Genomic DNA, 23,987 nt, shown 5'->3' with positions numbered 1-23,987 from the left:
TTTCTGGCGAAATCCACTACCCTAAAATTGAATGCTGACGGTCCACTAGGCACGCTGTCCAGGTTTACGACCCGGCAACGAGTTGTAAGTACTTGACGAACCGATCGTTGGCTTGGCCGCGATCGCTGTAGTGTGTCGCCTCGTCGATCAAATCACCCACGGCATCACGCAACGTTCGCATTTCGACGTCGGCGCGATCGCCAATCTGTTGCAATCGCTGTTTCAACACCATGGCGTCAGGGCTCGACGGATTCGAGCCGCGGCGAAACGCACGAAGAGCGGAGACGACTTCGGCGTCCGAACGCCGGCCTCCCTCATCCACAAACTGCAAAATCTCCGTCACGACCAAGCCAGCGACGTCGGTCTGTGGCGTCGGCGCAGCCGTTCGGCCTTGTGCGGGCTTCGCCGCTGCCGTGGGCCGGCGATTGCGACGACGGTCAGCCATTTTTAGCCGACGCAACAGGTCACTTCGTTTCGCCATGGCCTCGTCTGTTGGATCGAAAACACCGAAAAGGAATGCGAGTAGGAAAAGTAGCAACCGATCGCGCAGTCGCGGTCGTCACTGTAAAAGGAGAACGCGAAAATACCGAGCACGCACCGCCATGGAAAACACCACTCCCCGGACGTTTGCGGAAATCTGTACCCCGCTGAGGGAGTTTGCGCGGCACTCGGCCCCAACCCTTGTGTTTTGTTCCAGCTAGAGTATTTCAAAAATTGACATGGGATGTAGGGCCGGTTCCTACCGGCCGAATCGAGGCAGTCCGGTGGGAACCGGACCTACGTGTTTTATGGAAATGCTCTAAGAATTGCGGTAGGACGGACTTCCAGTCCGTCATTTCGGTCAACAAAGAATGGACTGGAAGTCCGTTCTACAAATTCGCGGCAACCCCAAAAGGAAGGTGTGACAGACCACGAGCGCTCTCTGTCACTTTTTTTCTTAAGGTTGTGGACCAGGGACTAGCTTGCCGCCGACGCCTGCCGACTCATCGCGAACCCGTATACCGCGACAACGACGAAGCAAATGAGCGGCAACACGAATGAGACGCGAACAGATTCAAGCAGCGTGCCGCCAAGCGTGATGTCCGATCCGTCAATGATCGAACCTTGTAGCGGCGGCATCAATGCCCCGCCAACGATTGCAAAGATCAACCCGGCCGAAGCCAATTTTGCGTCTTCTGGGTTCAATCCATGAAGTGCCAATCCGTAGATCGTTGGGAACATCAACGACATGCATGCCGACACGCCGATCAAACAATACAGTCCGGTGTAACCCTGCAACAAAATCGCACCGCCCGTGAGCAACATGCCACCGATCGCTAGAACGCCCAGCAGCAATCCCGGCCGTAAGTATTGAAGGATCGCCGTACAAGCAAACCGACTGACTAAGAAAATCACCATGGCCACAATGTTGTACCGCTGTGCCTCGGCAGCGGTGAGTCCCAGCAGGGTCATCCCGTAATGAACGATAAACGTCCAACACATGATTTGGGCCCCCACGTAAAAGGACTGCGCCGCAACACCACCGAGGTAGCGGCCCGTCGTCAATCGCTGGACCAAGGCCCCGAGAGAGATCTGTTCATGGCCACTGCCAGTGTCGGGCATCTTTGAAATCAAGAAGGTTGCCATCACGGCCAACACCACCAGTGCAATCACGACATAAGGTATTCGGACCACCGATAAATCGTGGGTCTGCATCTCGGCATGCTTTTCGGGTTCGTTGTCACGAAACGATTCGAGCGATTCGATCATCAAACCGTCCACTTCCGATGGACGCATCGTGGCGTACTCCGGATGTTGGGCGGCCTCGGCCGCCTTGAACGATTCGGTTTGCAACGCAGGCAAAATGAACTGACTCGCGACAATCATCCCCGTCAACGAGCCAATTGGATTGAACGCTTGAGCCAAATTTAATCGACGTGTGGCGGTCACGGGACTGCCCATCGACAAGACAAACGGGTTTGCGGTGGTCTCCAAAAAGGCGAGGCCGAACGTCAAAATGTAGAAGCCAACCAAGAACATGCCAAACGACATCTGCAAACTGGCGGGAATCGAGATCAAGGCTCCGATCGAATACAACGCTAAGCCCGTTATGATGCCGGCTTTGTATGAAAATTTTCGGATCAACAACGCGGCGGGGATCGCCATCGTGGCGTATCCGCCGTAAAAGGCAAACTGGACCAAGGAGCTCTCAAAATTGCTGATCAAAAAGATCTCTTTGAAGGCTCGCACCAACGGGTTGGTAAAGTCGTTGGCAAATCCCCAAAGCGCAAATAGCGACGTCACCAAAATGAACGCCGTCAAATACTGCTTGGGAACGACTCGAGTGTGATCCTCGGCGGCTTTGAGCGAATCAGCCGACGGATCCTGACCGGAATCGGGAGAATCGGTATCCGTGGGCGGTTGATACGGTGTTTCCATCGTGAGTCCGTTAGCAATAAAAAATGTGGGTGGGGGGAGAGTGCAAACGCTGGTGAACACAGTATAGCGTTTCAGCGGACCCTTCACACACTACGACGGGAACGTGTAGCCTTTGCGTCGCGGGTAGGGATATTCTCTCCGTGCGTTGGCGGCATCGTTGTCGATAAATTCCCATTTTTGGGGATCCCATTTCAACGACTTGCCCTCGAGTTCTTCGCCGAGCGCGTAGGCAAGGATCCCGAGGTGGCATACCGCAACGCTGCGAGCGCCGGTTTCGATCGGACAATTCGGCTGTTTACGGCTCTTTAAACAATTGACCCAATCTTGACGGTGCCCGTGATGACTATCGGCAGGGCTTTCGTAAAGATGAATCTCATTCTCGCCAATGGGTTCCTTCAAGGTGTTGGTGAGCGGCTTTTCACAATAGATATCTTTGCCGGCTTGACACGCATCCATGAAGATTAAACATGCCAATGACCCGGCGTGCCGATCGCGACGGCATCGATGTCGTCACGGGCGAGGATGTCGTGGTAATCGACGTAGGTTTCGCAGTCACCGTTGCCATAAGCTTGGTCAACAATCCGCTTTGCTTCATCGCGTCGGTTGGTGTCGACATCACAAACCGCGACCACTTGGATCTCCGGCATGTTGACGAAGTGCGGCAAATGAGATCCCCCCATCATTTTGCCGTTACCGATCGTTGCCAACGTAATCTTGTCGTTCGCCGGAGCGTTGGCCTGGTCCCCCACAGCTCGACCTGAAATCACCCAAGGCACCGACAACGCCGCAGTGGTCCTAACGCAGGAATGCAGCTAAGGGAGCACCGGCCCTCGGCTTCACGGTGTCGTTGGTGTTCACGGTGTCGTTGGTGCGGAGGCGAGACATAAAGACGCGAGGTTCGGCAAGATTTCCGAGTCGATTGACCTTTGCTGCCGCAATGCTCTGGCGAGCCGTCCGAGCGGAGCTTACGTTCGGCAAGTCGACGGGATGAGCGAACGCTTCTTCACGCTCGCCGATTTGCATGGCCTCGTTCAACAATTCCGCTTCGTGCAGATCTTTTACGGTGAACTTGGAATCGCCCTTTTGGATCGCGCTCTCGGATGAGGACGGGGCCAAAGCTTCCAATTCGGCTCGCAAGACGCGGACGTCTCGTGGTGCATCGATTCCCAAGCGAACCTTTCCCCCATCGACGCGGATCAACGTGATCGTGATATTCTCACCGATTTGAATCTTTTCGTTCAGTTTTCGTGTCAAAACCAACATGGCAGGCTCCTTTGCCCAACTGGGACGTCTTCGAATGATGCGACAACTGCGACGATTGCTCTATCCATCGGATTTCTAAGTCGTCGCTAACGAAGCTGTGGTGATGCACACCCCGTGCCAAAACCACACTGCAATCGAAAAAGTAGGCCTTAAGATAGGGTTGCAAAAGGACTTACCGACATTCGGGTTGGCTCCCGGCACGCTCAAGAGGCAGCGAAGGTGGAAAGATTTACAAGCTCGATTGTAGCTTGGGTGTGGCAAAACGGCGTTGACCCCCGCGTTCTTGGCGCGGTATTGCGAAGTTTTGACAGCGGTTCTTCGTTGCCCCTGCGGCAAAGATCCGCAAATCAAACGTATCCTTCCTTAACCCTTTCGTCGTTGAACCCCCGTCGTCACCTTGGCTGGCCCTCCTACAAAACCGCACCCGAATCGCTTCGCCGGAGTCGGCACCGTGCTGTCGTTCGCGTTGCTGCCTGCAATCATGACGGCGTTGGGATGCCAGAGCCGAGCCCATAACGATCTGTACCGCCAAAGGATGGCCAGCGAGATCCGAGTCTTAGAAGATCAGCTCTACGATGCGGACTACCAAAACCAGGTGCTCCGAGACCAATTGCAGCGAGCCAAAAGCCAAGCGGAGGCTTCCAAGCGTTCGGTTGGCGGTACGGTGCCCGCCCCGGAACCCCGTCCCCATCTCGCCCCTGATCGCCAACCCTCGCTCGATCCATCTTCTCTGCCCGATTCCATCGACATGGAAGACGGTTTTGATGCACCGCTGATTGATCCAGGGGAAGCTGTGCCGATGGACCAACTAGGCAATCCCTTCCTAGACACCGAAGATGTCCAGGGTATTGATGAAGAGCCAGTTGACGAACTGGATGCGGAAAGCGAAATGCTGCCGCTTCCACCACCGATCGGTGAACCCGAACCCCCTGGAAAAGCAGACACCGAGGTTTTGCCCATCGAACCGGGCGAATTGTTGCCGCCCCCCAATCCGGGCTTTGAGGAGTTGCCGACGCCGCCCGGACAGATCCAATTGCCCGACGCCGTTAAATCAACGCAGCCCAATCTGATCTTTCCTGAATCGTTGGAACTGCACATGGGACTTTCGGGAGGTCATCGATTCGATGATTCTGACGAGGCACAAGGCAGCGCTGAGTCCGGTACAACCGATGGTCTGTTCCTCGTCGTTCGTGCGCTCGACCGGCGTGGTGTCACGGTCGATTTAAATCAATTCGAGATCGAAGGCGAGCTGACCGTTGTGGCCCTCGATCCGACTCGTGATGCGGGAGCAGCCCGCATCGGCCGTTGGGAATTCTCGGCGGAAGAAGTCGCCAACCTCGTTCGCTCTCAGCCAACAAGCGGATTGCACATCCCCGTCAAATGGCAGGATGCGAAACCAGCAGGTGACGAGGTCGTCGTTCATATCCGGCTACGCAGCGATGAGGACGAAATGCGATGCGAGGGCCGCATCAACACGAAAGAATCGTCCAAGCTCGCCAAGTGGCTACCGCGCAGTGATGAAGCGGCTCAGCGGTAGTCGTTGCCCTACCAAACCGCCTCGTACTGTTCGGGCACCCGATTGCGCGAGTTATAAGTGTTGACCCGTTGCGTCGGTTTGCGATCGAGCGTTTCCAGCGGGTACTTTGCAGCGCACCATCCAAGGATGCTGCCCTTGAAATTCCTGGCATCCCAACCTTCGTCGATCAATTTCCGAGCGTACTTCTCACTTCGGTATCCAGATGTGCAGTAGGTGATCACCGTGCGGCCCTTGTATTTCGCTGGGTCCTTTTCAAATTCACTCGCCGGAATCGCACCAGGAATCACCGAGACGCGGTATTCCGGTTCGCTACGGACATCGACCAGCACGAACGAGGGCTCCGTTGCGATTGCCTGCTGCTGATCGTCCGTTTTCTGCGTCGCGGCTTGATCGGTCAACATCTTACGGAGTTGCGGAGCGGAGATTTCTGGGACTGCTGGCTTCTTCGCGAAAAAACTCCCCAATTGAGCCTCACTCGTGTTTTTGATTCCCAGGGTGACCATCACGATGGCCGCGGAAAGGATCAGGATTCGTTTCATCTTCAATACGCCGTTTCGGTTTTATTGGTAAATCGAGCTTTCGGGGTTTCCGCCGGCTCGCAAGTAGGCAACAAGGTCGGCGATTTCTCGCGAGGTAAACGTGTCAAGCAAACCGGCCGGCATCATGCTTGAGGTCGCCGGTATCGCCTCCTCGATCGTATCACGGTCGATACCGGTTTGCCGAGCGGGGTCGAGCATGTTCGTCATGACCTGCAACTTATTGCCCGAAAGATTGACGACACGTCCCACGACAATTCGGCCATCGTCGGTCAAGAACTGCGTGGCGCCATACTGATCGCTAATCTGTTTGCTGGGTTCGACAATCGCGGTCAACAGATCGCGTGGCGTAAACCGACCGCCGGCACCGGTCAAGTCAGGCCCCAGAATCCCGCCTTGGTATCCCATTCGATGGCATTTGAAGCAACTTGCCTCACCAAACACCTTCCGGCCACGCTCGAAATCAGGCTTCGTTGCGGAACCCGTCACAAGCGACGCCAAATCATCCGCAGTCCATTGTTTCACCAGTGGCCTTGGCTCGGCCGTCGCTTCCGACGCCGATGCATCCCTCGCGGTGAGCACCTCGGCAAGCTGCTTCTTGGTTTCTTCGCTGACATGCTCGAGCGCCGCGTTCTTGATGTTGTCAATGAATCCACCAAACGAGGCACCGCCCCGAGCGGATTGAATGTCGCCGAACCAAGCAAAGTAACGTCGGTACAGATCCGCAGTCCAACCTTCTTCGACCGATCGCAGCGTCATCGCATATTGGATTTGGTTCTCTTGGCTCGGTGACGCTTCCATTTCATGAACGACGCGGCCGACAATTTCTGGTGCATCCAAGTAGACCAGCCACTGAGCCAATTCGCGATCGACTTGGTGATTGCCGCTTGGGAATTCGCCATTCAACGTCGCGATGATCGGTGCTGCCTCGGCCGGCGTTATGCCGCCCAACCGAATCGCCACGAGCGAATAGGCCCTCAGCAGATCCGTTCGCAGCGCTGGCGACAATGCACCCCAGTCGATTTCGTTGAGTGCTGCGAGGCACGATGCTCGATCGGCATCACTTCCGTGCCGCGCCACGGCGACGACACCAAGGATTCGGGCTTTCGGATCGTCCAAGGCCAACACACGATCACGCCAAACATCGATACCGCGTAGCTCGAGTGCGATCCGCGAGACAAAACGAATCGCCCGATCGGGGTGACTCAGGTTCGCAATCGCTTGATCCATTGCCCCCTTGGCTGGCAATGCATGCGTCGCTTCAATCGCATGACGAAGCTCACGAAGAGTCACCGGTTTCTTTTCCGCTTCAGCGATAGCCGGGCTCACCGGCTCGGTGGACTCGTTGCCGGTGTATCGAATCCGGTACAAACCGCTTTGGGTGCCTCGGCCGCCGACGGTAAAGTACATCGCGCCGTCGGGATGGATAACCAAGTCCGTCGCGGGCAAAGGAGCGGCTGTGGCAAACGTTTCAAAGGTCCCCGCGTACGAGCTGCCGTCGGGCGTCAAATGGACGGCGTACAGATTGCCGTAGCTCCAATCGGCAACAAAAAGCGCATTCTGATACCGTTGGGGAAACTTCGCTCCGTAGCCGAAACAGATGCCCGTCGGTGATCCTGGCCCGATGTCCACGGCGGCGCCAAAGGAATCAGGATAGGAGGCGGGCCATTTTCCGGTGCCGTTTCGCCATCCGAACTCGGCACCACTGATCACATGATTGATCCGCGTCGGCCGATACCAAGGCGTCCCAATATCCCATTCCATGTCCGCGTCATACGTGAAGAGTTCGCCATCGCGGTTGAGTGCGATGTCATAGGGGTTGCGAAAACCAGTCGCGAGCAATTCGAAATCACTGCCGTCCGGCTTGATCGAAGCCACAAAGCCACCAGGGGCCAATCGAGTCGCATTGTGCCCACGAGCATCTGGCATGCGGCCAAGCAAATGGTCTTCGCCCCAGACCGGCGGGACTCGGCTACGTGAGATGTTTTCCGGCAATGTCGTGTTATTGCCAGCGCACAGCAGGATTCGCTGTCCATCGGCAGACAAGATCAAGGCGTGCGGCCCATGTTCGCTGCCTCCGTTGAGAGGCAAGAGATGCTCACGAGTGTCATATTGGTCGTCCCCGTCGGTATCGGTCAGCCGCCAAACGCCGCAGGCGTTCACGGCTTCGCCCGAAATGCCCCCGCGATTGGCCCCCCGCTTTTTGGTCGATGGTGAGACGTTCACGTTGGCGTACAACGATCCAAACGCGCAAAGCAAACCTTGAGCTCCGACCAAATCGATTTCCATCTTTTCGACGACCGGATCGTTGCCGGACACCTCAATTCGAAACAACCCGCCATATTGGTCGCATGCCAGCAAACGGCCTTTGGGATCGACGGTTAAACTGACCCAAGAGCCTTGGGTTTCACCCGGAACGTCGTACACCAAATCAACGGTGAAGCCGTCGAGGGTGCTAAAAAGCTGCGCCGGTGTGGCACCGAATCCCTCCGCTTGCGCCGGATACGAAGCCGTGATGCAGAGCAACGAAAACAGACAGGCAAATAACGGAAAGAGGCGCATCGAAAGAGGTTCCTTGCGAGGAGAAAAGGGGCGTGCGGATCGCATGCGGATGAGGAGATGGGTATCGCTTGCGGGCGAGGAAATCACAGTATACCCGAACAGCGTGGCTGTAGCCAACACTGGCGAGATCCACTTGCAGTTTGCTCAAACCCCGTTAGAAAAACACCCATTCGCTCCTTGCGATCGTGTGGCGGACGCTCGTTGGACTCTTAGCGAAATCACTTCTCAACTCCATCATCTATCAGACGAATTTTTCTTTTTCTGTGACGATTCGCTACCGAGCGAAAACTCGCTCCTTGCGGCTTCGCCCCCCTACGACGGAAAGACCATCGCCCTATGACTAAGAAGCCCATTTCTTTGCTGCCCACTTCGATGACCCCTGACGCGATGAAAAACGACAAAGCGGAACTTCAACGAGCGTTGGGTTGGGACCGTGATTTGGCCAGCAACGCGACCGAGCGTCAACATTTGCACGACTACATTACGCTGCAACTCGCCTCCGCCGGACTGCTGCCGCCCGACGGCGACCAGGCCCAGTCGATGACGGCCTTCTCCGCAGGCATTTTGGAGAGTCTGCGAGCCAAGACCCGTTTGTTGGCGGAATATCGAGCACCGATCGATTCGCGGATCGAAACCTTCCTGCATCGCTATTTCCAAGAGGTGATCGACGGCGATCGGCTACGGCTCCCTGGACGAACCTTGACGCTCGATCGGCATGGTATGGGGCGTGAGTTGAGCTTGCCAGCCGGTGGGCATCGCTTCAACAACGAGCTACTCGAATCGTATCGCTGCCTCAACGGGGTGCTTCACAATCCGCGGGCCGATCGCCGCACCACCTCAGGCACCTTTCATGTCGTTTCGGGTGGGCTACCGATACCGAACGACAAACGGGTCGTGCCCAAGCATGTCTTCGCCAACCTGTTCCGCGCCGCGATGTCGCCGCCTGAGGACTTGATGTTGCTGCCCTACACCGCCAAGTCGGCGCAGCCATCCCATACTTGGGTTTCCCTGCTGCTGCGCCCGTTGGTCTGTCCTGCGGTACCCGGATACAGTGATGCCAAAACCATGGAGACTCGGTTCTATGCTCCGGGTTCCTTGGTCAGTAACCTTGATTTTGTCGAATCGATTTTCGGCAACGCAGGCGATCCCTTCAGCCCTCGCAACGATGCGGGTTTGGATGTGCGGTCATGGAGCGGTCATACCGGATGCGTGATCTTGGCGCCCCATTTGACATCGCTGACGAAAAAGGAACTTGGCCTTCCTCACTATGACGATGCCAATGAGCGCCAGCGTCGCGATTCCATGTGTTGGAAAGATCCATCCGAATGCTACAACGATGGCGGTGCATTCAAGCTGACTTGTCGCGATGCATCGGGTGTGATCGTGACGCTGATTGCGGACAACTATTTTGGATATTGCAAGAAAGAAGTCAAAACACAACTCAGTTACGCGACGAACTTGATGGGCGGCTGTGAAGAAGAACATGCCGGTGGCGCTCTCGCCTTTGCGTCCTATTCCCTTGGAGACGAGTTTCAAGTCAACAGCCGCCGCTACAATGGACGTCGGTTTGATGATGTTGCACGTGACTACGAATCGTTTATCGATGTCCAACCCGAAGGCTACGGGGTCGATAAATTTGATCCGACCGTGATCTACATTCCCGAGGATGCCAAGGCCACGTTGCACCAGCGCTGTATCCTCTGGCAGCGGGATGGCAAGGAACATCGCATTGCCTTGTCACCTCAGCATATCTATATCGCTCCAAGTGGCTACAAAATTCGTCTTGAAAAACATCCGGCCGCACCCTCATGGCGTTTGGTCGGTTCGGTAGGCGAAGGCGTTTTCTGCCACAAACCGTGTACCGTCAGCGGTGGCGGCAAGAGTGAGATCAGCAAGAGTCTCCGCGACTACATGTTGTATGGTCCGATCTTCGTCAAAGATCGTGAAGACGATTTCCAAAGGCTCGAAGAGATCTTTTCGCGAAGCTATCACGACCGATGGTCCTCCCACTACGCGGGTCGCACCGACTACACGGACCAGCCCAGTCGTGGTGTGCTCGATCCCGATCGCAGCCTCGGTAGCGTGATTCAGTTGCTGACGCCAACGCCCGATTTCAATGACGAATACAACAATTGGCTGGCGAGTATCCCCGATCATGTCTACGCGATGGCCCTGATCATCAAACGTTTTGTCAAAACGGGGATGGAGAACAACTGGCAAGACTATTTTGGCGTCGACATTGTGAATGGGTCACCAGGGCATGAGCTCAAAATGGACGGGAGGTCTTTAGTCGGTACCTATTTGCGAGTGGGATTGGACCAGAACCGCTGGCGAACCTTCAAAGTGCGGCAAGATTTTGTCGCCGCGGACAAGGTGCAACGTGAAGACGATATCAGTGCGAGCGTGGTGGTGCCTAGCGAAGCCGTCGAACACGTGGGGAATGCAATCTTGCCGGCCGACAGCTATAAGTTTGTTGAGAACTGTGAATTTCGACTGTTTCAACGCCCCGATGATGCGGTGCACCGTGGATTGGACAAACAAACCGAATGGGATCTCTCGCGAACGGGGAATTTCATCAGCAACTTTGAAGCGCTTTCAACCGCCGAGGCAAGAGAGATTGTTGCCGACGCAATCGAGTTTGATAAGTTCACCGGCCCCATGGCCGAGTTGTTGCAAAAGGCTGCGGCGGTCCAAACGGGCTATGTCGTCAGCACCGCAGACCCACGACTTGTCGATGGAGTACGAACCAAGAATCCGCGATACCTGCAAGATCGCCCCGACATGGTCCGGTCACGCGATACCTATGTCGCGATGCGTGGGATGCAATTGCACCGCAGCCTGCCCGTTGATGCGCCGGTGCATACACCGGTTGGCGCGGTGCTCTCCGGACGCCGCAATAATCCACCCGATCCGACCGCTGGATTCCGCTCGTTGGCAGTCTATTCGCCACTGCACTATCAAGAATTGCCGGAATTGCTGATGGACTACGTCTGCTCGTTAACGGGCAAGAGCCCAAGCACGACGGGGGCCGGCAGCGAAGGTGCGCTGACCAAAGGGCCATTCAATGCGTTGATGCCTTCGATTGATCTGAATTCAGTGGTCGTCTCCATGATTTTGACAGGCCTTGGTGGATTCAGTACCGCGGCCGGACATGTGGGGCCGCGATTTGAAGTCGGTCATGATGTGTCGTTGTTGATCCCCGAAGTCTGGTGCCGCTTGGGGCCCGATGAGCGTGAACCCAAAGCCTTGATCGACGCGAAGATGCTCGAAAAGCTCGAAGATTTTGAGGTCAATGGCGAAACGATTCCCGCCAGCCGGTTGGGGTACCGCATCACTCGTCGATTCGTACGAACCTACTTGGCACGCATTTTCGACAACCCCGCCAAAGTGTTTACCCATGAAATCCTGCAACCCGAATTGCAAGACCGGGATTCGTTCATCGATGGAATTCGCTACATCGCTGAAGCTCAACAGCGTGTGGCTCGAGCCTATTTCGAGGATGGTGGCTATGAATTGGCTTGTCCGCCGCTGCAAGCCATCTTGAGCATCATGGCGTTTGGTGATTACGAGGGTAAGACTTCGAATGATCCTGAGGTCCGCGAAATGTTCACTCGCGAATCCGTTCTGGAAAGTGATTGGTACCATCGTAGGCTTCGCGAAAAACGTGACCGTGATGTGGCCCATTGGACCGCATTTGAACTGCGATTGAAACAGAGCATGGACACCTCCCAAGACAGCGACCTTGCAAGCGAATTGAGCCTTCAGGATCGGCTGGACTTCGTCAAAGGTATGCGAAAGAAAGCCGAATCGCCAAGCTACGAATCAGAGCTGCTGGGGACAATCGGTTGCGACCCCATGCGGCCAAGCCCCAAGGACAAGACCTTGCTTCATCGGCTGGCGACCCGCTAAATTCGACCGGGCGCGATTCAATTGCTGACTCCGTTGGATTTCAACGCGCGATCGGTATCCCGGTAGGGATCTTGGCCATGAGCCGGTGGTCGCGCTAGCAGCGACACCGGGATGCGAAAAACGATCCCGCTGCCTGTTCCGATTGCCTTTGACTGGACACAACCTATGTTTATGCTCGGTGGTCTTTATGCTGCCTTTCGAAATTGGAATGCCCCCGACGCAAGCGACGACTTTGCTTCCCTCGAAGAGGCAAATCACGCGGCGTCCACTCAGTTCGGCATGACGTTGTCGCGGCTCAGTGGAGAGCAGCCCGTGCTGTTGGTGTTTTTGCGGCATCTCGGATGCACCTTTTGCCGCGAAACGCTAGCGGACTTGTCCACGCGTCGCGAGCAAGTCGAGAAACATGCAACGATTGTGCTGGTCCATATGACACCCGAAGACGCGGCTAGCCAGAAATTATTTGACAAATACTCCCTCGGGGATGTGCACCGGATTAGCGACGCCGAATCCAAACTTTACCGTGCGTACGGTTTGACTCGCGGTCAAGCGCGTCAGCTGCTTGGCCCATCGGTTTGGTGGTCCGGTTTCAAAGCAGCTGTTTTGAAGCGTCATGCCGTGGGAAAACTTCAAGGCGACGGCTTCCAAATGCCTGGTGTCTTTTTGGTTCATCACGACCAGATCATCAAAGCGTTCCGGCACCGCAGTTCCGCAGATCGTCCCGACTATTGTGACATAGCGGAAATTCAATCGACGAACGAAAGCGACGGATGCAGCACTTAAGATTTCGTGGTCAGAAACTTTTCTACCAAAACCGCGAGGCTGCCGAATCGATGATCCGCCAAATCGATGATTTTCCATCGTTCTTCGAGCCGAGCGACGAACGTCCACTGATCATCGATTGCGGTGCCAACATCGGTGTGTCGATGCTGGAGTGGAAGCATCGCTGGCCTCAAGCCGAGATTCTTTGTTTTGAGCCCGATCCATTTGCCTTTGCCATCCTGTGCAAAAACGTCGAGGCCAATGACATCCCGGGCGTGCGGTGTCTGAATTTGGCGGTTGCGGATTCCGAGGGCACGACCCCATGGTACGGAAACATCTCTGCCAGCGGGGACGCGCGAGGAAATTCGATCGATCCCGCCTGGGGTGATCGCACCGCATGGGGAATCAATCGGACAACGACGCGCACGACGGTCCAATGTGTGCCATTATCGATCTACCTCTCGAAACGCACCGTCAGCTTCTTGAAGTTGGATATCGAAGGGGCGGAAGAGCAGGTCATCAACGAAAGTGCGGAATGCCTGGGCAACGTGGAAGCCGTCTATGTCGAAGTGCACCAGACCAAGGCAAGCGAATCCTACAACTCGTCAGGGCGGATACACAAGGCACTGGAGCAGGCGGGCTTCGTGGTCGAAGCCGAATCTCGTTTCCAGCAACATGCCTTGCCGCCACACCTGGAAGCGTGGCAGCGAGACACTCAGGCGACGCAAACGCAGTTGTTGGCCTGGCGATAGCCCACGTGCGGAAACGCCCGTTGGCGGACCGCCTGCAAACGGCGTCCAGAAGGACCGAGCCAGATGAAGGTCGATACACCCACCATGACCTGAGATAGGATTTGGCTAGAATTCTTCGTTGATCGTTTCCCTCGAAGCTCGCGTGCCTAGCGAACCCCAAAGCCCGTAGGGACTGCCGCTACCAGGCGGGTTGGAACTCGCTTGGGAATTGTTGCGGTACCAGACGGTTTCCGCATGCGAGTCGCCCGCGTCAATCGAATCGGTCACGAACTTCACCGCCCCATCGCCCATCAAAACATGGACACCACCTTGGTGGCGGCTGCTGGCCGTAACCACAGCGTCGGTCCCGTGGCCCCCTGCAATGCACACCTCACGATTGGGAGCCAGAATCGTATTGAACTGAGAGTAGAGCGGCCGGAAGTCGGCCCAGCGGAAACCTCGCTTGTTTGCTGCGCCACCGATCGGTGGTAGCCCACTGCCGGAATCACTTGGGCATCGATAGGCCGGTACATCGCTGGCCCATGGCGCGTAACGGATTGCGTAGGGAGCCGGACCACTCGGTGGCCAAGCTTCGTTCTCCGCATCAACCGATGGATTCGAGATGACTTCCCATAGGGCCTGCTGTTCCATGAATGGCAAAATGCCGACCAGGTAGCTCAACATGTGCCGCGAATAACCCACTGGCGCTGCGGGTGCCAACACGTGGTTGTCTGCGGTGTTCCAATTGTCCTCCGTTTCATTCGTACCCCCCGTTCCGTGCATCGGCATGGCACTGAACGCGGAGTGATAGTTGTGAATGGCCAAACCAATTTGCTTGAAATTATTGCTGCAACTCATCCGTCGTGCGGCCTCACGAGCCGCTTGGACCGCAGGAAGCAAGAGTCCCACCAAGACGCCGATGATGGCAATCACCACCAACAATTCGACGAGAGTAAACGCGGTTCGTTTCTTTGACATGATTCTGTCCCCGTTAGAAAAGGAAAAAGTAGGGCGAGAACAAAACGCCCTCGATTCAACGAAAAGGTGATAAGGCTCTACGTGACGCATCTCGAAATGCCACGTGACCGATAGTTGTCAATCGTGACCTGGTTTCAGGCCGGTCGGGCAAGCGGCTTGCCGCTAAGGCCGTGCAGACCCGCCATCCGTCTCCTCCAGACCTGCTTCATACGCCGCAATCTCCTCTTCACTCGTGGTTACCGGCACCGGTTCGCTCGAAGACCCGCAGCCCAGCGCAGCCGAAAAGGGAACCGCGAGAACAGCGAGCAAAAGAAATCGATACAACATGAAAAGGCTCCAAGGGAAAAGAACAAAACAGAAAGCCACCCTTTGTGGTGCGTGGATTCACTCAAATATGAGGGGGCTCGCAGATGGAATCACGGTTTTTGCGTTGCAGCGGTGGACTAAAAACGGAATTAATCGAAAATTTTTCTCTCGCGTCCGAAACTTTTTGGTCCCAAGCGGGTTAGCCCTTTCCAAGGGTGATGGGAATGGATTCGAATGGGCAATCGACACCGTTCTCCACGTTCGTTCCGACACGATACCTTCAGGCTCCCCACGGCCCAGAGTCGTGCAGTTTCTAAGTCGTTTTTTATCAAGAAGGGGGTTGGAGTTCAGGCTTTAGCCGCAACAGCGCATCCCGCAGTCGCCTGAAGGCTAAATTCCAGCGCACGCCCCCGGCAGCGCACAGCCCAAATCCAATCGGGCTTCGTTCTCAAACGCGTCGGCGTCGGGCGAAGAGCTTTGTTCCTGGGTGCCTTCCGCTGCACTCCCGGCTCCGCATGCTCGCGTGTCCCACTTGACTCGAGAGTCCTTGTGTTGTATTAATGTAGTAACACAAAGGTTCAAGATGCAAATACACATCTCCAGCGATGGCGCACCGATCTATCAGCAGATCGTCGACCAGATTCGGTTTCGAATCGTTTCGGGTGTGCTCGCCAGCGGTGACGAGTTGCCGACGATTCGGGGCTTGGCCGAAAGCCTGCAAGTCAATCCAAACACGGTGGCCCGTGCCTACCGGGAACTGGAGCACGAAGGGCTTGTCGAAAAGAGACGGACGACTGGGACCTTTGTATCGCAAATCGTCGAGCGTCACTCGGCCGCACAACGCCGCCGTATGATTGGCCCCCATATCGACAAACTGCTGACACTCTCTCGTCAACTTGGGATCCCAACCGAGGATCTGGTCACTTTGCTGCACAAACATGATGAACAGTTTTCTGCTCAGCCGAACCGCAAAGAGGAATCGCAATGAGTTTCGAAACAAACCCCCAATCGCTTGCGGTTGACGTTCACAAGCTGAGCCGGTCTTTCCGCGGCAACGTCGCTTTGGATCAGGTCAGTCTACAAATCCCCGTCGGTTCGGTCTTCGGACTCGTGGGGCTCAACGGTGCCGGCAAGACGACGCTGATTCGGCATCTGATTGGATCGTTCAAGGCCCAAAGCGGAACGGTACGAGTGATGGGCCTTGATCCGGTAGCGGATCCTGTAAAGGTTTTATCGCGCGTTGGTTACTTGACCGAAGAAGATTCGCTGCCGACATGGATGCGTGTGGGGGAACTTGTCGACTTTGCTCGAGGAATCTATTCGACGTGGGACGAGGCGTATGCCGCGGAACTGATCGACATGTTTGGATTGTCACGCAGCGATCGACTGCGATCCCTATCGAAAGGTCTCCGCGCACGAGCGGGGTTGTTGGTGGCGATTGCACATCGTCCCGAGCTGTTGATCCTCGATGAACCCAGCAGCGGACTCGATCCGTTGGCGCGACGTGATATTCTCGAAGCGATCATTCGAGCGGTCAACGACGAGGGACGAACCGTCTTGTTCTCGAGCCACTTGCTCGACGAAGTGGAGCGGGTTTGCGACACCGTGGCGTTGATGCGAGCGGGCCAAATCATCGAGACGACAACCGTGGAAGAAATGGAAAGGCGATACGAGGAAGTCACGTATCGAGCGGACTCGGTTGCTCCGCCGAATGTCGCGGGTGTGATTGGCTGGCAACGAAAAGGAAACGAATGGTCCGGCGTGATGGACGCGAACCTCTGTGATCCGAGGCCACTTGACCTGCCCGAGGATGTGACCGTTGTTTCGAGGCGCGAGATCAGACTGGAGAGCTGGTTTGCGGCCAGGGCGGGCCGGGAACGTCCCTCAAAATCGCCAAGCCAAAAGGAAACGGAGGTGTCGGATGTCGGATAACGTTGCACTGCTTCGCTTTCTGTGGTCGCGGCATCGATTCATGCTGCTTTCCTTCGTCAGCTTGTTGGCGATGTCCGAGGCGTTCTTATGGACGCGACCTCCGACCACATCGCCCGAAAGTAGCACCTTCGCCGCCAACGTGTTCTTCTTTGGCTTTTTTCCTGCGTTGATGTGGGGCATTTTCGCTTTCGATTTTGTCTACTGGAACAACTTGGAGTCACCGGAAACAGGTTACAGTCGCTGGTTGCTAAGGATGCCCATTTCTACTTGGAAGCTGGCAATCGTCCCGCTGTTGATGAAGACCGCATGGGTCACGCTCCTATGGTGCTGCATTGCGATCACCTGTTGGCACTTTGGTGAGTCCGTTCCAATCGTCATTCCGATTCTCAGCATGGCGGCAACGGGGTTTTGGGTCTCCGCCATTGCGTGGCGTCCGTTCCGAGTTGGCTGGCACCGCTTTGCGGCACTTGCTGTGTTGGCCCCGATCGCCGTGACCTCATTTGCGGGCCTTGGTGTTGAGGCGGCATCCCCGCGGCTGTCGGCGGCGATCATCGGTTGGATTTATGTTGGCGAAGCCGTGTTTTTTGTGGCTGCGGTCGCGTTTGCGTTTCACACCCTACCGGTCGCCCGCAGCAACGTTGCCGGAACGATGCCAGCCAAAGCCTCTCCGGTCGGCAAGCGTTTCTGGCAATGGCTCGATCGAGATCACGACGGTACATGCAGCGTCCATCACCACAACACAGAGTCGTCGGCACTGTCATGGCATGACCAGCGGCGGTCGCGGCCTTACCGAGCGCGGATGCTGTTATTCATTGTGCTGCCAACCTTTCTGTTCCTGCTGATGATGGAGTGGGACCCCGTCGCAATTTTGGTGATGGGTTCGATCATGATCTTTGTTTGCGGAAACAGCGGCGCGCATTGCATTGTCGAGCCAACGGCCCACAGCGTGACGACGACCTTGCCACCTTACTTGGCCGCCAGCCCGTTGGCGTCGGAAACGATTGCCTGGAGCCGGCTTCGATCCAACGTCATCAACTCACTTCTGTTCTTGACGGTCTGCTTTGTATTCTTGGTCTGTTGGTTCGGTTTCGAAACCAACCGGGAAGCGTGGATGCGGTGGGCCACGGCGATCTCGGAATACCCGACGGTCGACCGAACGCCGATTGCGGCTGGGGCTTGGGCAACGGCCGCGATCACCGTCGCCTTGATCGCCATGGCTGTTGGACGGACCATCGCTTACCAGTGGGTGACGATGACGGGCCGAACGTGGGTTGCCATTTCGGTGGTCGGCGTGTTGGTCCTGTGCTGCAGTGCGATCACGGTTGCCGCCGGCCATTGGTTTTTCCAACAGCGAGAATGGGAAGAAACCATGGCATCCTTTCAGCTTGGTCTAACCTACATTCCCAACATCGTCGTGACGTTATTGGCCATCAAGGCGATTGCGTTGATCGGCTCGCTGAGGATGAGCTACCGAAGTGGGGCGGTGTGTGGCTCGTCGATCAACCGAGCGCTGGCCGTCTGGCTCGCCACCTGCGTGTTGCTGGCAACCGTGCTGTATGCTCTGATTCCCGATGCGCGAGTGACGTTCGCGATGAGCTTGGCTTACATGATGCTCGTGCTACCGATTTCCAGAATCATCGTGCTGCCGGTGGCGGTGCAATGGAACCGGCATCGGTAGCGGGTCCGCCACCAGGCATGCCGTCTTAGGATCGAGCGAAAACAAGTTCGGATTTGCAATGTGGCACAGGCTGCCAGCCTGTGTTTTGCCCATCACAGGCTGGAAGCCCGTGCCACTGATTTTCCGCTTGATCCTTAAGGATTCAGCGAATACCAACCTGTTTCGCGGGCCGCGTTTCGTTTTGGCTGGCCAAGCGGTTGCCGGTACGACTGCTGACGGATCAGTCCGGCTTCACGAACGGGGATACCGTTGGTGTAGGAATCGCGGCTCGATGCATTGATTTCGTAATCGCTGCTGGGTGGCAGTGCTGGCGCAACCGGTGAAGAGCCCTTGTAGTCGGTGCTCGGTTCGAACTGCAACGTCGGGCGGCTGAACGGTGACTGGTAGCTCGGAGGTGCTTCAATCGGCCGAACGTTCGATTGAGGTTGCGACGGATCACTGCTGGAGGTCGTTGAGGAAATCATCTGGTCTGACGCAGCGGATGATGACCCAAAGGCATTCGAATCGGCTGGGTTTTGAAGCTGCCACGCCGAGGGCGGTGGTGTCATGCTGGGCGGGGTCATGCTCGGCGGAGCTACACTCGGTGGGCTTGTGCTCCGTGGGGCAGCGCTGGGTGAGGCCGAATAGGGATAAGCCGATCCGTAGGGCGTCGTCGCGGAATTGAGTTGCGGCTGACTCATCGGTGCCGCGTCGCTGGGGGTGGTTGAAGGCGTCCCCATCAGCGGCGTGTTATTCTGCGGCGTGTTATTCTGCGGCGTGTAGCCCGTACTTGGACCATAGGCCGACGGGGTGCTGCCCGTCGCTGGAATCGGAACCACCGATCGATCGTATGGCGATCCCAATGCACCTGCTTGTCCCACGGCCCCGTAGCTGGTTCCACCGTACCCTAACGAAGGTGGCAATACGGTTGTCGGCGGCGTGTTACCAAGCGATGCGTACGGAGTCCGTTGGAGTTGCTGTTCGTAGGACGAGCAGCCTTGCTGAGTCGTCACGGTCGCACCTGTAATCGGATCCACAGAGGTCACGGGGCGATAATAGGTGACGGGTGCACTGTAATAAGAGGTCTGGTAGTTCGTTCCGAACAGGGAACCGAAGAACCGCGACAAGCCGCCGGAAGCCGGTTGTGAGTTCACGGGATACAGCGGAGGGCCCGCGGTTGCAGGGACCGCTGTCATCGGTGTTCCAATGGGCACGGCTGTCCCGGCATAGCCCGCCGAGTAGCTGTTGTCGTACGATTGAGTGGGATAGGCGTTTCCGCCGTTGTAAAACGATGCCGTTGGCGCGGCGCCACGATAGGTTTGAGTAAGAGGAACCGTATTCGCCGTCGTTGGGAAAACGCCCGAAAAGGGTGTCGCCGAATTGGTGATCGGCAGACGATAAGACGTTTGAACGCTTGGCGATGTCGCGACCGGAAGCCCCGTATAGACCGATGGATTTTGGTAATAAGCAGGCCGCTGGGCCTGGTAGACGCCGCTGACTTGATACTGCGATGTCACGGGCGGAGCGAGCGGCACCGCCGAAGGGTAACCGGCAACATAGGGTGCCGAGACCACGGGGGCATAGCCGGCCGCGTAAGGCATCGTCGTGCAACCATCCGCGGAGCAAACCGTAGCGGGCGCGGGGGTGTAACCAGCGACATAGACCGGAGTGCGTCCGAACAGCCAATCGGTTAAACAGCATGCCGAAGCGTCGGTGGCGATGAACTGGGTCGCAGCAAGCGCGATCGCAGCAAATAGGTGGCGTCGTGTCGACATCCATCAATCCCGTACAAGTACAATGTGCCGAGTCGCGCAATCACGTCATTGCGCGCAGGTCTTCACGTGCAAGTGGACGTTTCAGGAGCGGAAAGGTCAACGTTTCTGCAGTCAACTTTGAAGAAATGGAAACCTTTTCGGTGCGGCATTGAGCGGTTGAAACGGTTGCGAGGATTTTCGGGTCGGCCGGAGACGCGCAAGCAGACATTTGGAAGTCGCGGTCAGCCGTCAGCGGTCAGCGGTCAGCCTTCGGTGTTTTCCGGCCCGCTGGCCATTCAGCCCGCTTCCAAACCGACTCCGTTCCTATAATTGGCACAAGATTTTGAGTAGAGCCGTCGCGTGGGCGAGGACTGGCTTTTCAACGCCCTCAGCCATGATTGCCTCCCCGGCCGATTCCTCCCGCCTCTTGCCAGCATCCGTACTGCGGCTTACGCTTTTCGGTTTGCGCCGTGGGGCTTCTCCCGCAGCATTTTCAGCCCCCCATAATTGTCGGGAGTTCGTTTGGTGTCGGGTACTTGTGTCATTGGTCTGCAGTGGGGCGACGAAGCGAAAGGCAAGTTAGTCGACTTGCTGGCGCCCCAGTTTGACATCGTCGTTCGTTATCAGGGGGGCGCGAATGCCGGTCATACGGTCGTCGCAGGCGACCAGACCTATAAATTGCACCACATCCCTAGTGGTATTCTGCACCCACAAGTGCAGAATCTGATCACCCCTGGCGTCGTCATCAATCCGTCCACAATGCTTGATGAAATGGATGCCCTAGCGCCTCGTGGGATCGATTGTTCGAAAAACCTGCTGATCAGCGAGCGGGCTCACTTGGTGATGCCATGGCACATGGCCGAAGATCGGCAAATCAACGCGACCGAGGTGCGGGGCGAATCGATCGGAACCACCAACCGTGGCATCGGGCCGTGCTATCGCGACAAAGTGGGGCGGACGCATGCGATTCGCATGACCGACTTGGTCCAATCGCATCGCGACGATCGGATTCGTACGGTTGCCGAGCAGAAAATCAACTTGCTGAAGAATCTTGGCGCATCCGACGACGAACTGCAAAAGATCGCACCGGATGTGGTCGTCCCCTTGGCCGCCTCGTGGGCCGAGCGTTTGCAAGGGATGATCGGCGACACAACGGATTTACTTCTCGATGCAGCGGAGGCGAACAAACGGCTGTTGTTTGAAGGGGCTCAAGGTGCACTCTTGGATATCGACCACGGCACCTACCCGTTCGTCACCAGCAGCAACAGCAGCGGTGTGGGCGTTTGTGCTGGTGCGGGTGTTCCTCCAAAATGGATCAACACGGTGCTTGGTGTTTGCAAAGCGTACAGCACGCGAGTCGGCGGGGGACCTTTTGTGACCGAGCTCAGCGATGCAACGGGGGATCGCATTCGTGAACTTGGCAATGAATATGGCACCACCACGGGGCGGCCACGTCGATGCGGTTGGTTTGATGCCGTTGCGGTTCGTTACACGTCGCGGCTTAGCGGGGTGACCCGATTGGCGCTGATGATGATGGACGTGCTGGCGCACTTGGATGAATTGAAGGTCTGTGTTGCTTACGAGCTTGATGGTAAACGGATCGAGCGGTTCCCGGGTCACGCGGATGAGCTGCGCCGTTGCAAGCCTATTTACGAAACGATTCCTGGTTGGAAAGAACCCGTCGACCATGTTCGCAGCATGGACCAGTTCCCCGCTGGTGCACTCGCCTATGTTCGCCGCATTGAAGAACTTGTCGGTGTCCCTGTTGGCGTTTTGTCGGTTGGTCCCGATCGTGCACAAACGATCTTCACCGATGCAGCATCTGTACTGGAATTGCAATCCGTTTAGAAAGCTTCGATGACAGAATCTGTTCACGCTGCTGAGCGACAGGGCGTCACCCAACCGGTTGCGAACCAGCCTCGACATATCGCGATCATCATGGACGGCAACGGTCGTTGGGCCGAATCCCGTGGTCTACCGCGAATCGAAGGGCATCGACGCGGCGTCGGCACCGTGCGAATGGTTAGCGAAACCGCAACAAAACTGAACATTGCAGCGGTGACGCTGTACTGTTTGTCGAGCGAGAACTGGAAACGTCCTCGTGCGGAACTTGATTTCTTGATGCACTTGCTCGAGCAGTATTTGGTCGAGGAGAGGCGCACGATCATGGACCAAGGATTGCGATTGAAGGTGATTGGCCGCCGTGACCGCTTGCCGGAAAACGTGATCGTAGAAATGAACAAGACGCTGGCGATGTCCGACAGCAACCCAGGAACGGAGCTGGTCTTAGCGATCGATTATGGCGGCCGTGACGAAATCACCCATGCGGTTCGCGAATTGGCCCGCGAGGTCGCAGAAGGTTCCCTCCACGAAGAGGACATCGACGAAGAATTGGTGGCCAGCAGGCTCTATACCGTTGGGTTGCCCGAAGTCGATTTGATGATCCGCACGGGCGGTGACATGCGAGTGAGTAATTTCTTATTGTGGCAACTCAGTTACGCCGAACTTTGGGTGACCGAAACGTGTTGGCCCGAGTTCACGCGAGAGCACTTTCTCAGTGCGATCGGCGATTTCTCAACACGTCAACGTCGGTTTGGCGGTTTGAGTGTGAATGAGTAGGTCCGGCGACAAGCCGACGGCCACCCGCGAGCCCGACTTCGGAGAACCACTGCGTGCTGATTGATCGACTGAAAACATCTGCCCTCTTGATCGTTGTGATCTGCACGCTGGTCTACATGGACGCGACCCATGGGATGACGGGTGCCGAAGGACTGTGGCTGCTGCCGGTTTTGGTGTTCTTCTCACTTGGCACCGCCTGGGATTTGGCGGGGCTGATCCAGCAAAGCGGACGGCCAATTTCGCCGTTCGTGGCGATCGCCGGCACGGCAACGGTAACCCTTTCCGCCTGTGTTCCGATGCTTTGGCCGATCTTTGGGCAGGTCTATCCGGTCGATTGCGAGATCGGGCAGTTGGGATGGATTGTTTTCGGCGTGGTGGCTGCTGTGATGCTGGCGATGGGCCATGAAATGTGGGTGTACGGCGGGGACGATCAAAAATCGACCAAAAGTCATGCAATTGGCCGCACCTGCTCCTCGGTGTTTGTGTCCAGTTACGTCGCCGTGCCCATGGCGCTGCTGGTTTCGCTGCGAATGATGGGAAGCGGAAACTGGGGATTGGCAGCGATTTTGACCACCTTGGCGGTGACCAAGTCATCCGATGCAGGCGCCTATTTTGTGGGCCGAGCCCTCGGACGCCACAAATTGATTCCGCGGCTCAGTCCAGGAAAGACGATTGAGGGTGCGATCGGAGGAATTGCGACCAGCACGATCGTTGCGTTCGTATGTTTGCGTTGGCTTTTTCCTGCGTTCGGATTTGTCGGTGCCGATTTGTCGTTTTTGCACCACCTTGGGGGGGCCATCGTATTGGGGCCTGTTTTGGCAGTGTCCGGTATGCTTGGCGATTTAGCGGAATCCTTAGTGAAACGCGATGCGGACGCGAAAGACAGTGGACAATTGTTGCCTGGTCTTGGTGGCGTGTGGGATGTGACCGATTCGCTGATCGCAGCGATCATGCCAGCGTTTCTGTGCTTTTCCGCAGGGGTCGCTGGACCTATTGTTTAACAAAATCATTTTGTATTTCTTCCGG

20 protein-coding genes are annotated in these 23,987 nt (G+C 56.5%); 10 read left to right on the top strand and 10 right to left on the bottom strand.

Translation table 11 applies throughout. From position 1 onward, the window contains the following. Positions 1-64: 64 nt before the first annotated feature. The 5 genes from Poly41_RS14935 to Poly41_RS14915 all read right to left on the bottom strand — a co-directional run bounded on the left by Poly41_RS14935 (position 65) and on the right by Poly41_RS14915 (position 3,681). Positions 65-481, bottom strand: coding sequence for a hypothetical protein (locus Poly41_RS14935; RefSeq protein WP_146527234.1), 417 nt, complete (start codon positions 479-481; stop codon positions 65-67). A gap of 476 nt (positions 482-957) precedes the next feature. Next, a complete protein-coding gene (gene fucP, locus Poly41_RS14930) occupies positions 958-2,418 on the bottom strand; it encodes an L-fucose:H+ symporter permease (protein WP_146527232.1) in 1,461 nt (486 codons plus the stop codon). A 90-nt stretch (positions 2,419-2,508) separates the two neighbouring features. After that, positions 2,509-2,874, bottom strand: a complete 366-nt coding sequence (locus Poly41_RS14925) for a hypothetical protein (protein WP_146527230.1) — start codon at positions 2,872-2,874, stop codon at positions 2,509-2,511. Between the two features lie 5 nt (positions 2,875-2,879). Then, positions 2,880-3,185: a Gfo/Idh/MocA family oxidoreductase gene (locus Poly41_RS14920; protein ID WP_146527228.1), complete on the bottom strand. Its 306-nt coding sequence runs from the start codon at positions 3,183-3,185 to the stop codon at positions 2,880-2,882. 28 nt (positions 3,186-3,213) lie between these two features. Continuing rightward, positions 3,214-3,681 (bottom strand): carbon storage regulator, encoded by a 468-nt coding sequence (locus tag Poly41_RS14915; protein WP_146527226.1) that lies wholly within the window; start codon positions 3,679-3,681, stop codon positions 3,214-3,216. Between the two features lie 451 nt (positions 3,682-4,132). On the opposite strand from Poly41_RS14915, the gene Poly41_RS14910 reads away from it, so the two are divergent. Next, the gene (locus Poly41_RS14910) at positions 4,133-5,218 is read left to right on the top strand and encodes a hypothetical protein (RefSeq protein ID WP_231615670.1); all 1,086 of its coding nucleotides are present in this window, start codon (positions 4,133-4,135) and stop codon (positions 5,216-5,218) included. Between the two features lie 8 nt (positions 5,219-5,226). Here the strand turns inward: Poly41_RS14910 and Poly41_RS14905 are convergent, their stop codons facing one another. Next, positions 5,227-5,757 (bottom strand): rhodanese-like domain-containing protein, encoded by a 531-nt coding sequence (locus Poly41_RS14905; protein WP_146527222.1) that lies wholly within the window; start codon positions 5,755-5,757, stop codon positions 5,227-5,229. Positions 5,758-5,778: 21 nt separating this feature from the next. Continuing rightward, entirely contained in the window at positions 5,779-8,316 is a 2,538-nt protein-coding gene (locus Poly41_RS14900; RefSeq protein ID WP_146527220.1) for a c-type cytochrome, read from the bottom strand. Positions 8,317-8,652: 336 nt separating this feature from the next. On the opposite strand from Poly41_RS14900, the gene Poly41_RS14895 reads away from it, so the two are divergent. The 3 genes from Poly41_RS14895 to Poly41_RS14885 all read left to right on the top strand — a co-directional run bounded on the left by Poly41_RS14895 (position 8,653) and on the right by Poly41_RS14885 (position 13,736). After that, on the top strand, positions 8,653-12,225 hold the full coding sequence (locus Poly41_RS14895) for a hypothetical protein (RefSeq protein WP_390621427.1): 3,573 nt from the start codon (positions 8,653-8,655) through the stop codon (positions 12,223-12,225). A gap of 111 nt (positions 12,226-12,336) precedes the next feature. After that, positions 12,337-13,005, top strand: coding sequence for a peroxiredoxin-like family protein (locus tag Poly41_RS14890; protein ID WP_146527218.1), 669 nt, complete (start codon positions 12,337-12,339; stop codon positions 13,003-13,005). After that, positions 12,993-13,736, top strand: a complete 744-nt coding sequence (locus Poly41_RS14885; protein ID WP_146527216.1) for an FkbM family methyltransferase — start codon at positions 12,993-12,995, stop codon at positions 13,734-13,736. The genes Poly41_RS14890 and Poly41_RS14885 overlap by 13 nt, the downstream gene beginning before the upstream one ends. Before the next feature lie 105 nt (positions 13,737-13,841). Here the strand turns inward: Poly41_RS14885 and Poly41_RS14880 are convergent, their stop codons facing one another. Both Poly41_RS14880 and Poly41_RS34120 read right to left on the bottom strand, forming a co-directional pair. Beyond that, entirely contained in the window at positions 13,842-14,693 is an 852-nt protein-coding gene (locus Poly41_RS14880; RefSeq protein WP_146527215.1) for a DUF1559 domain-containing protein, read from the bottom strand. A 162-nt stretch (positions 14,694-14,855) separates the two neighbouring features. Beyond that, on the bottom strand, positions 14,856-15,020 hold the full coding sequence (locus tag Poly41_RS34120) for a hypothetical protein (protein WP_197231357.1): 165 nt from the start codon (positions 15,018-15,020) through the stop codon (positions 14,856-14,858). A 562-nt stretch (positions 15,021-15,582) separates the two neighbouring features. On the opposite strand from Poly41_RS34120, the gene Poly41_RS14875 reads away from it, so the two are divergent. The 3 genes from Poly41_RS14875 to Poly41_RS14865 are packed head-to-tail and all read left to right on the top strand — an operon-like array spanning position 15,583 to position 18,609. Then, positions 15,583-15,987, top strand: a complete 405-nt coding sequence (locus tag Poly41_RS14875; RefSeq protein WP_146527213.1) for a GntR family transcriptional regulator — start codon at positions 15,583-15,585, stop codon at positions 15,985-15,987. Further along, positions 15,984-16,931: an ABC transporter ATP-binding protein gene (locus Poly41_RS14870; protein WP_146527211.1), complete on the top strand. Its 948-nt coding sequence runs from the start codon at positions 15,984-15,986 to the stop codon at positions 16,929-16,931. Before Poly41_RS14875 ends, Poly41_RS14870 begins: the two co-directional genes overlap by 4 nt. Beyond that, on the top strand, positions 16,921-18,609 hold the full coding sequence (locus tag Poly41_RS14865; protein WP_146527209.1) for a hypothetical protein: 1,689 nt from the start codon (positions 16,921-16,923) through the stop codon (positions 18,607-18,609). The genes Poly41_RS14870 and Poly41_RS14865 overlap by 11 nt, the downstream gene beginning before the upstream one ends. A gap of 134 nt (positions 18,610-18,743) precedes the next feature. On the opposite strand, the gene Poly41_RS14860 is transcribed toward Poly41_RS14865, so the two are convergent. Then, complete coding sequence (locus Poly41_RS14860) at positions 18,744-20,363, bottom strand: hypothetical protein (protein WP_146527207.1); 1,620 nt, start codon at positions 20,361-20,363, stop codon at positions 18,744-18,746. Positions 20,364-20,867: 504 nt separating this feature from the next. Here Poly41_RS14860 and Poly41_RS14855 point away from each other — a divergent pair. Genes Poly41_RS14855 through Poly41_RS14845 form a run of 3 tightly spaced genes read left to right on the top strand, consistent with a single transcriptional unit; the run spans position 20,868 to position 23,962 of the window. Then, on the top strand, positions 20,868-22,190 hold the full coding sequence (locus Poly41_RS14855) for an adenylosuccinate synthase (protein WP_197231356.1): 1,323 nt from the start codon (positions 20,868-20,870) through the stop codon (positions 22,188-22,190). A 9-nt stretch (positions 22,191-22,199) separates the two neighbouring features. Further along, positions 22,200-22,961, top strand: a complete 762-nt coding sequence (uppS, locus tag Poly41_RS14850) for a polyprenyl diphosphate synthase (RefSeq protein WP_146527205.1) — start codon at positions 22,200-22,202, stop codon at positions 22,959-22,961. A 53-nt stretch (positions 22,962-23,014) separates the two neighbouring features. Then, a complete protein-coding gene (locus Poly41_RS14845; protein WP_146527203.1) occupies positions 23,015-23,962 on the top strand; it encodes a phosphatidate cytidylyltransferase in 948 nt (315 codons plus the stop codon). Positions 23,963-23,987: the final 25 nt, after the last annotated feature.

The sequence above is a fragment of the Novipirellula artificiosorum genome (genome assembly GCF_007860135.1).
GTDB lineage: Bacteria > Planctomycetota > Planctomycetia > Pirellulales > Pirellulaceae > Novipirellula_A > Novipirellula_A artificiosorum.
The sequence above is the reverse complement of the archived record's forward strand: the minus strand, read 5'-3'. Positions and strand labels throughout refer to the sequence as shown.

Coding starts and splice junctions, on each gene's coding strand:
- Poly41_RS14935 (WP_146527234.1), bottom strand. CDS start 481: ATGGCGAAACGAAGTGACCTGTTGCGTCGGCTAAAAATGGCTGACCGT.
- fucP (WP_146527232.1), bottom strand. CDS start 2,418: ATGGAAACACCGTATCAACCGCCCACGGATACCGATTCTCCCGATTCC.
- Poly41_RS14925 (WP_146527230.1), bottom strand. CDS start 2,874: ATGGATGCGTGTCAAGCCGGCAAAGATATCTATTGTGAAAAGCCGCTC.
- Poly41_RS14915 (WP_146527226.1), bottom strand. CDS start 3,681: ATGTTGGTTTTGACACGAAAACTGAACGAAAAGATTCAAATCGGTGAG.
- Poly41_RS14905 (WP_146527222.1), bottom strand. CDS start 5,757: ATGAAACGAATCCTGATCCTTTCCGCGGCCATCGTGATGGTCACCCTG.
- Poly41_RS14900 (WP_146527220.1), bottom strand. CDS start 8,316: ATGCGCCTCTTTCCGTTATTTGCCTGTCTGTTTTCGTTGCTCTGCATC.
- Poly41_RS14895 (WP_390621427.1), top strand. CDS start 8,653: ATGACTAAGAAGCCCATTTCTTTGCTGCCCACTTCGATGACCCCTGAC.
- Poly41_RS14890 (WP_146527218.1), top strand. CDS start 12,337: ATGCGAAAAACGATCCCGCTGCCTGTTCCGATTGCCTTTGACTGGACA.
- Poly41_RS14885 (WP_146527216.1), top strand. CDS start 12,993: ATGCAGCACTTAAGATTTCGTGGTCAGAAACTTTTCTACCAAAACCGC.
- Poly41_RS14880 (WP_146527215.1), bottom strand. CDS start 14,693: ATGTCAAAGAAACGAACCGCGTTTACTCTCGTCGAATTGTTGGTGGTG.
- Poly41_RS34120 (WP_197231357.1), bottom strand. CDS start 15,020: ATGTTGTATCGATTTCTTTTGCTCGCTGTTCTCGCGGTTCCCTTTTCG.
- Poly41_RS14875 (WP_146527213.1), top strand. CDS start 15,583: ATGCAAATACACATCTCCAGCGATGGCGCACCGATCTATCAGCAGATC.
- Poly41_RS14870 (WP_146527211.1), top strand. CDS start 15,984: ATGAGTTTCGAAACAAACCCCCAATCGCTTGCGGTTGACGTTCACAAG.
- Poly41_RS14865 (WP_146527209.1), top strand. CDS start 16,921: ATGTCGGATAACGTTGCACTGCTTCGCTTTCTGTGGTCGCGGCATCGA.
- Poly41_RS14860 (WP_146527207.1), bottom strand. CDS start 20,363: ATGTCGACACGACGCCACCTATTTGCTGCGATCGCGCTTGCTGCGACC.
- uppS (WP_146527205.1), top strand. CDS start 22,200: ATGACAGAATCTGTTCACGCTGCTGAGCGACAGGGCGTCACCCAACCG.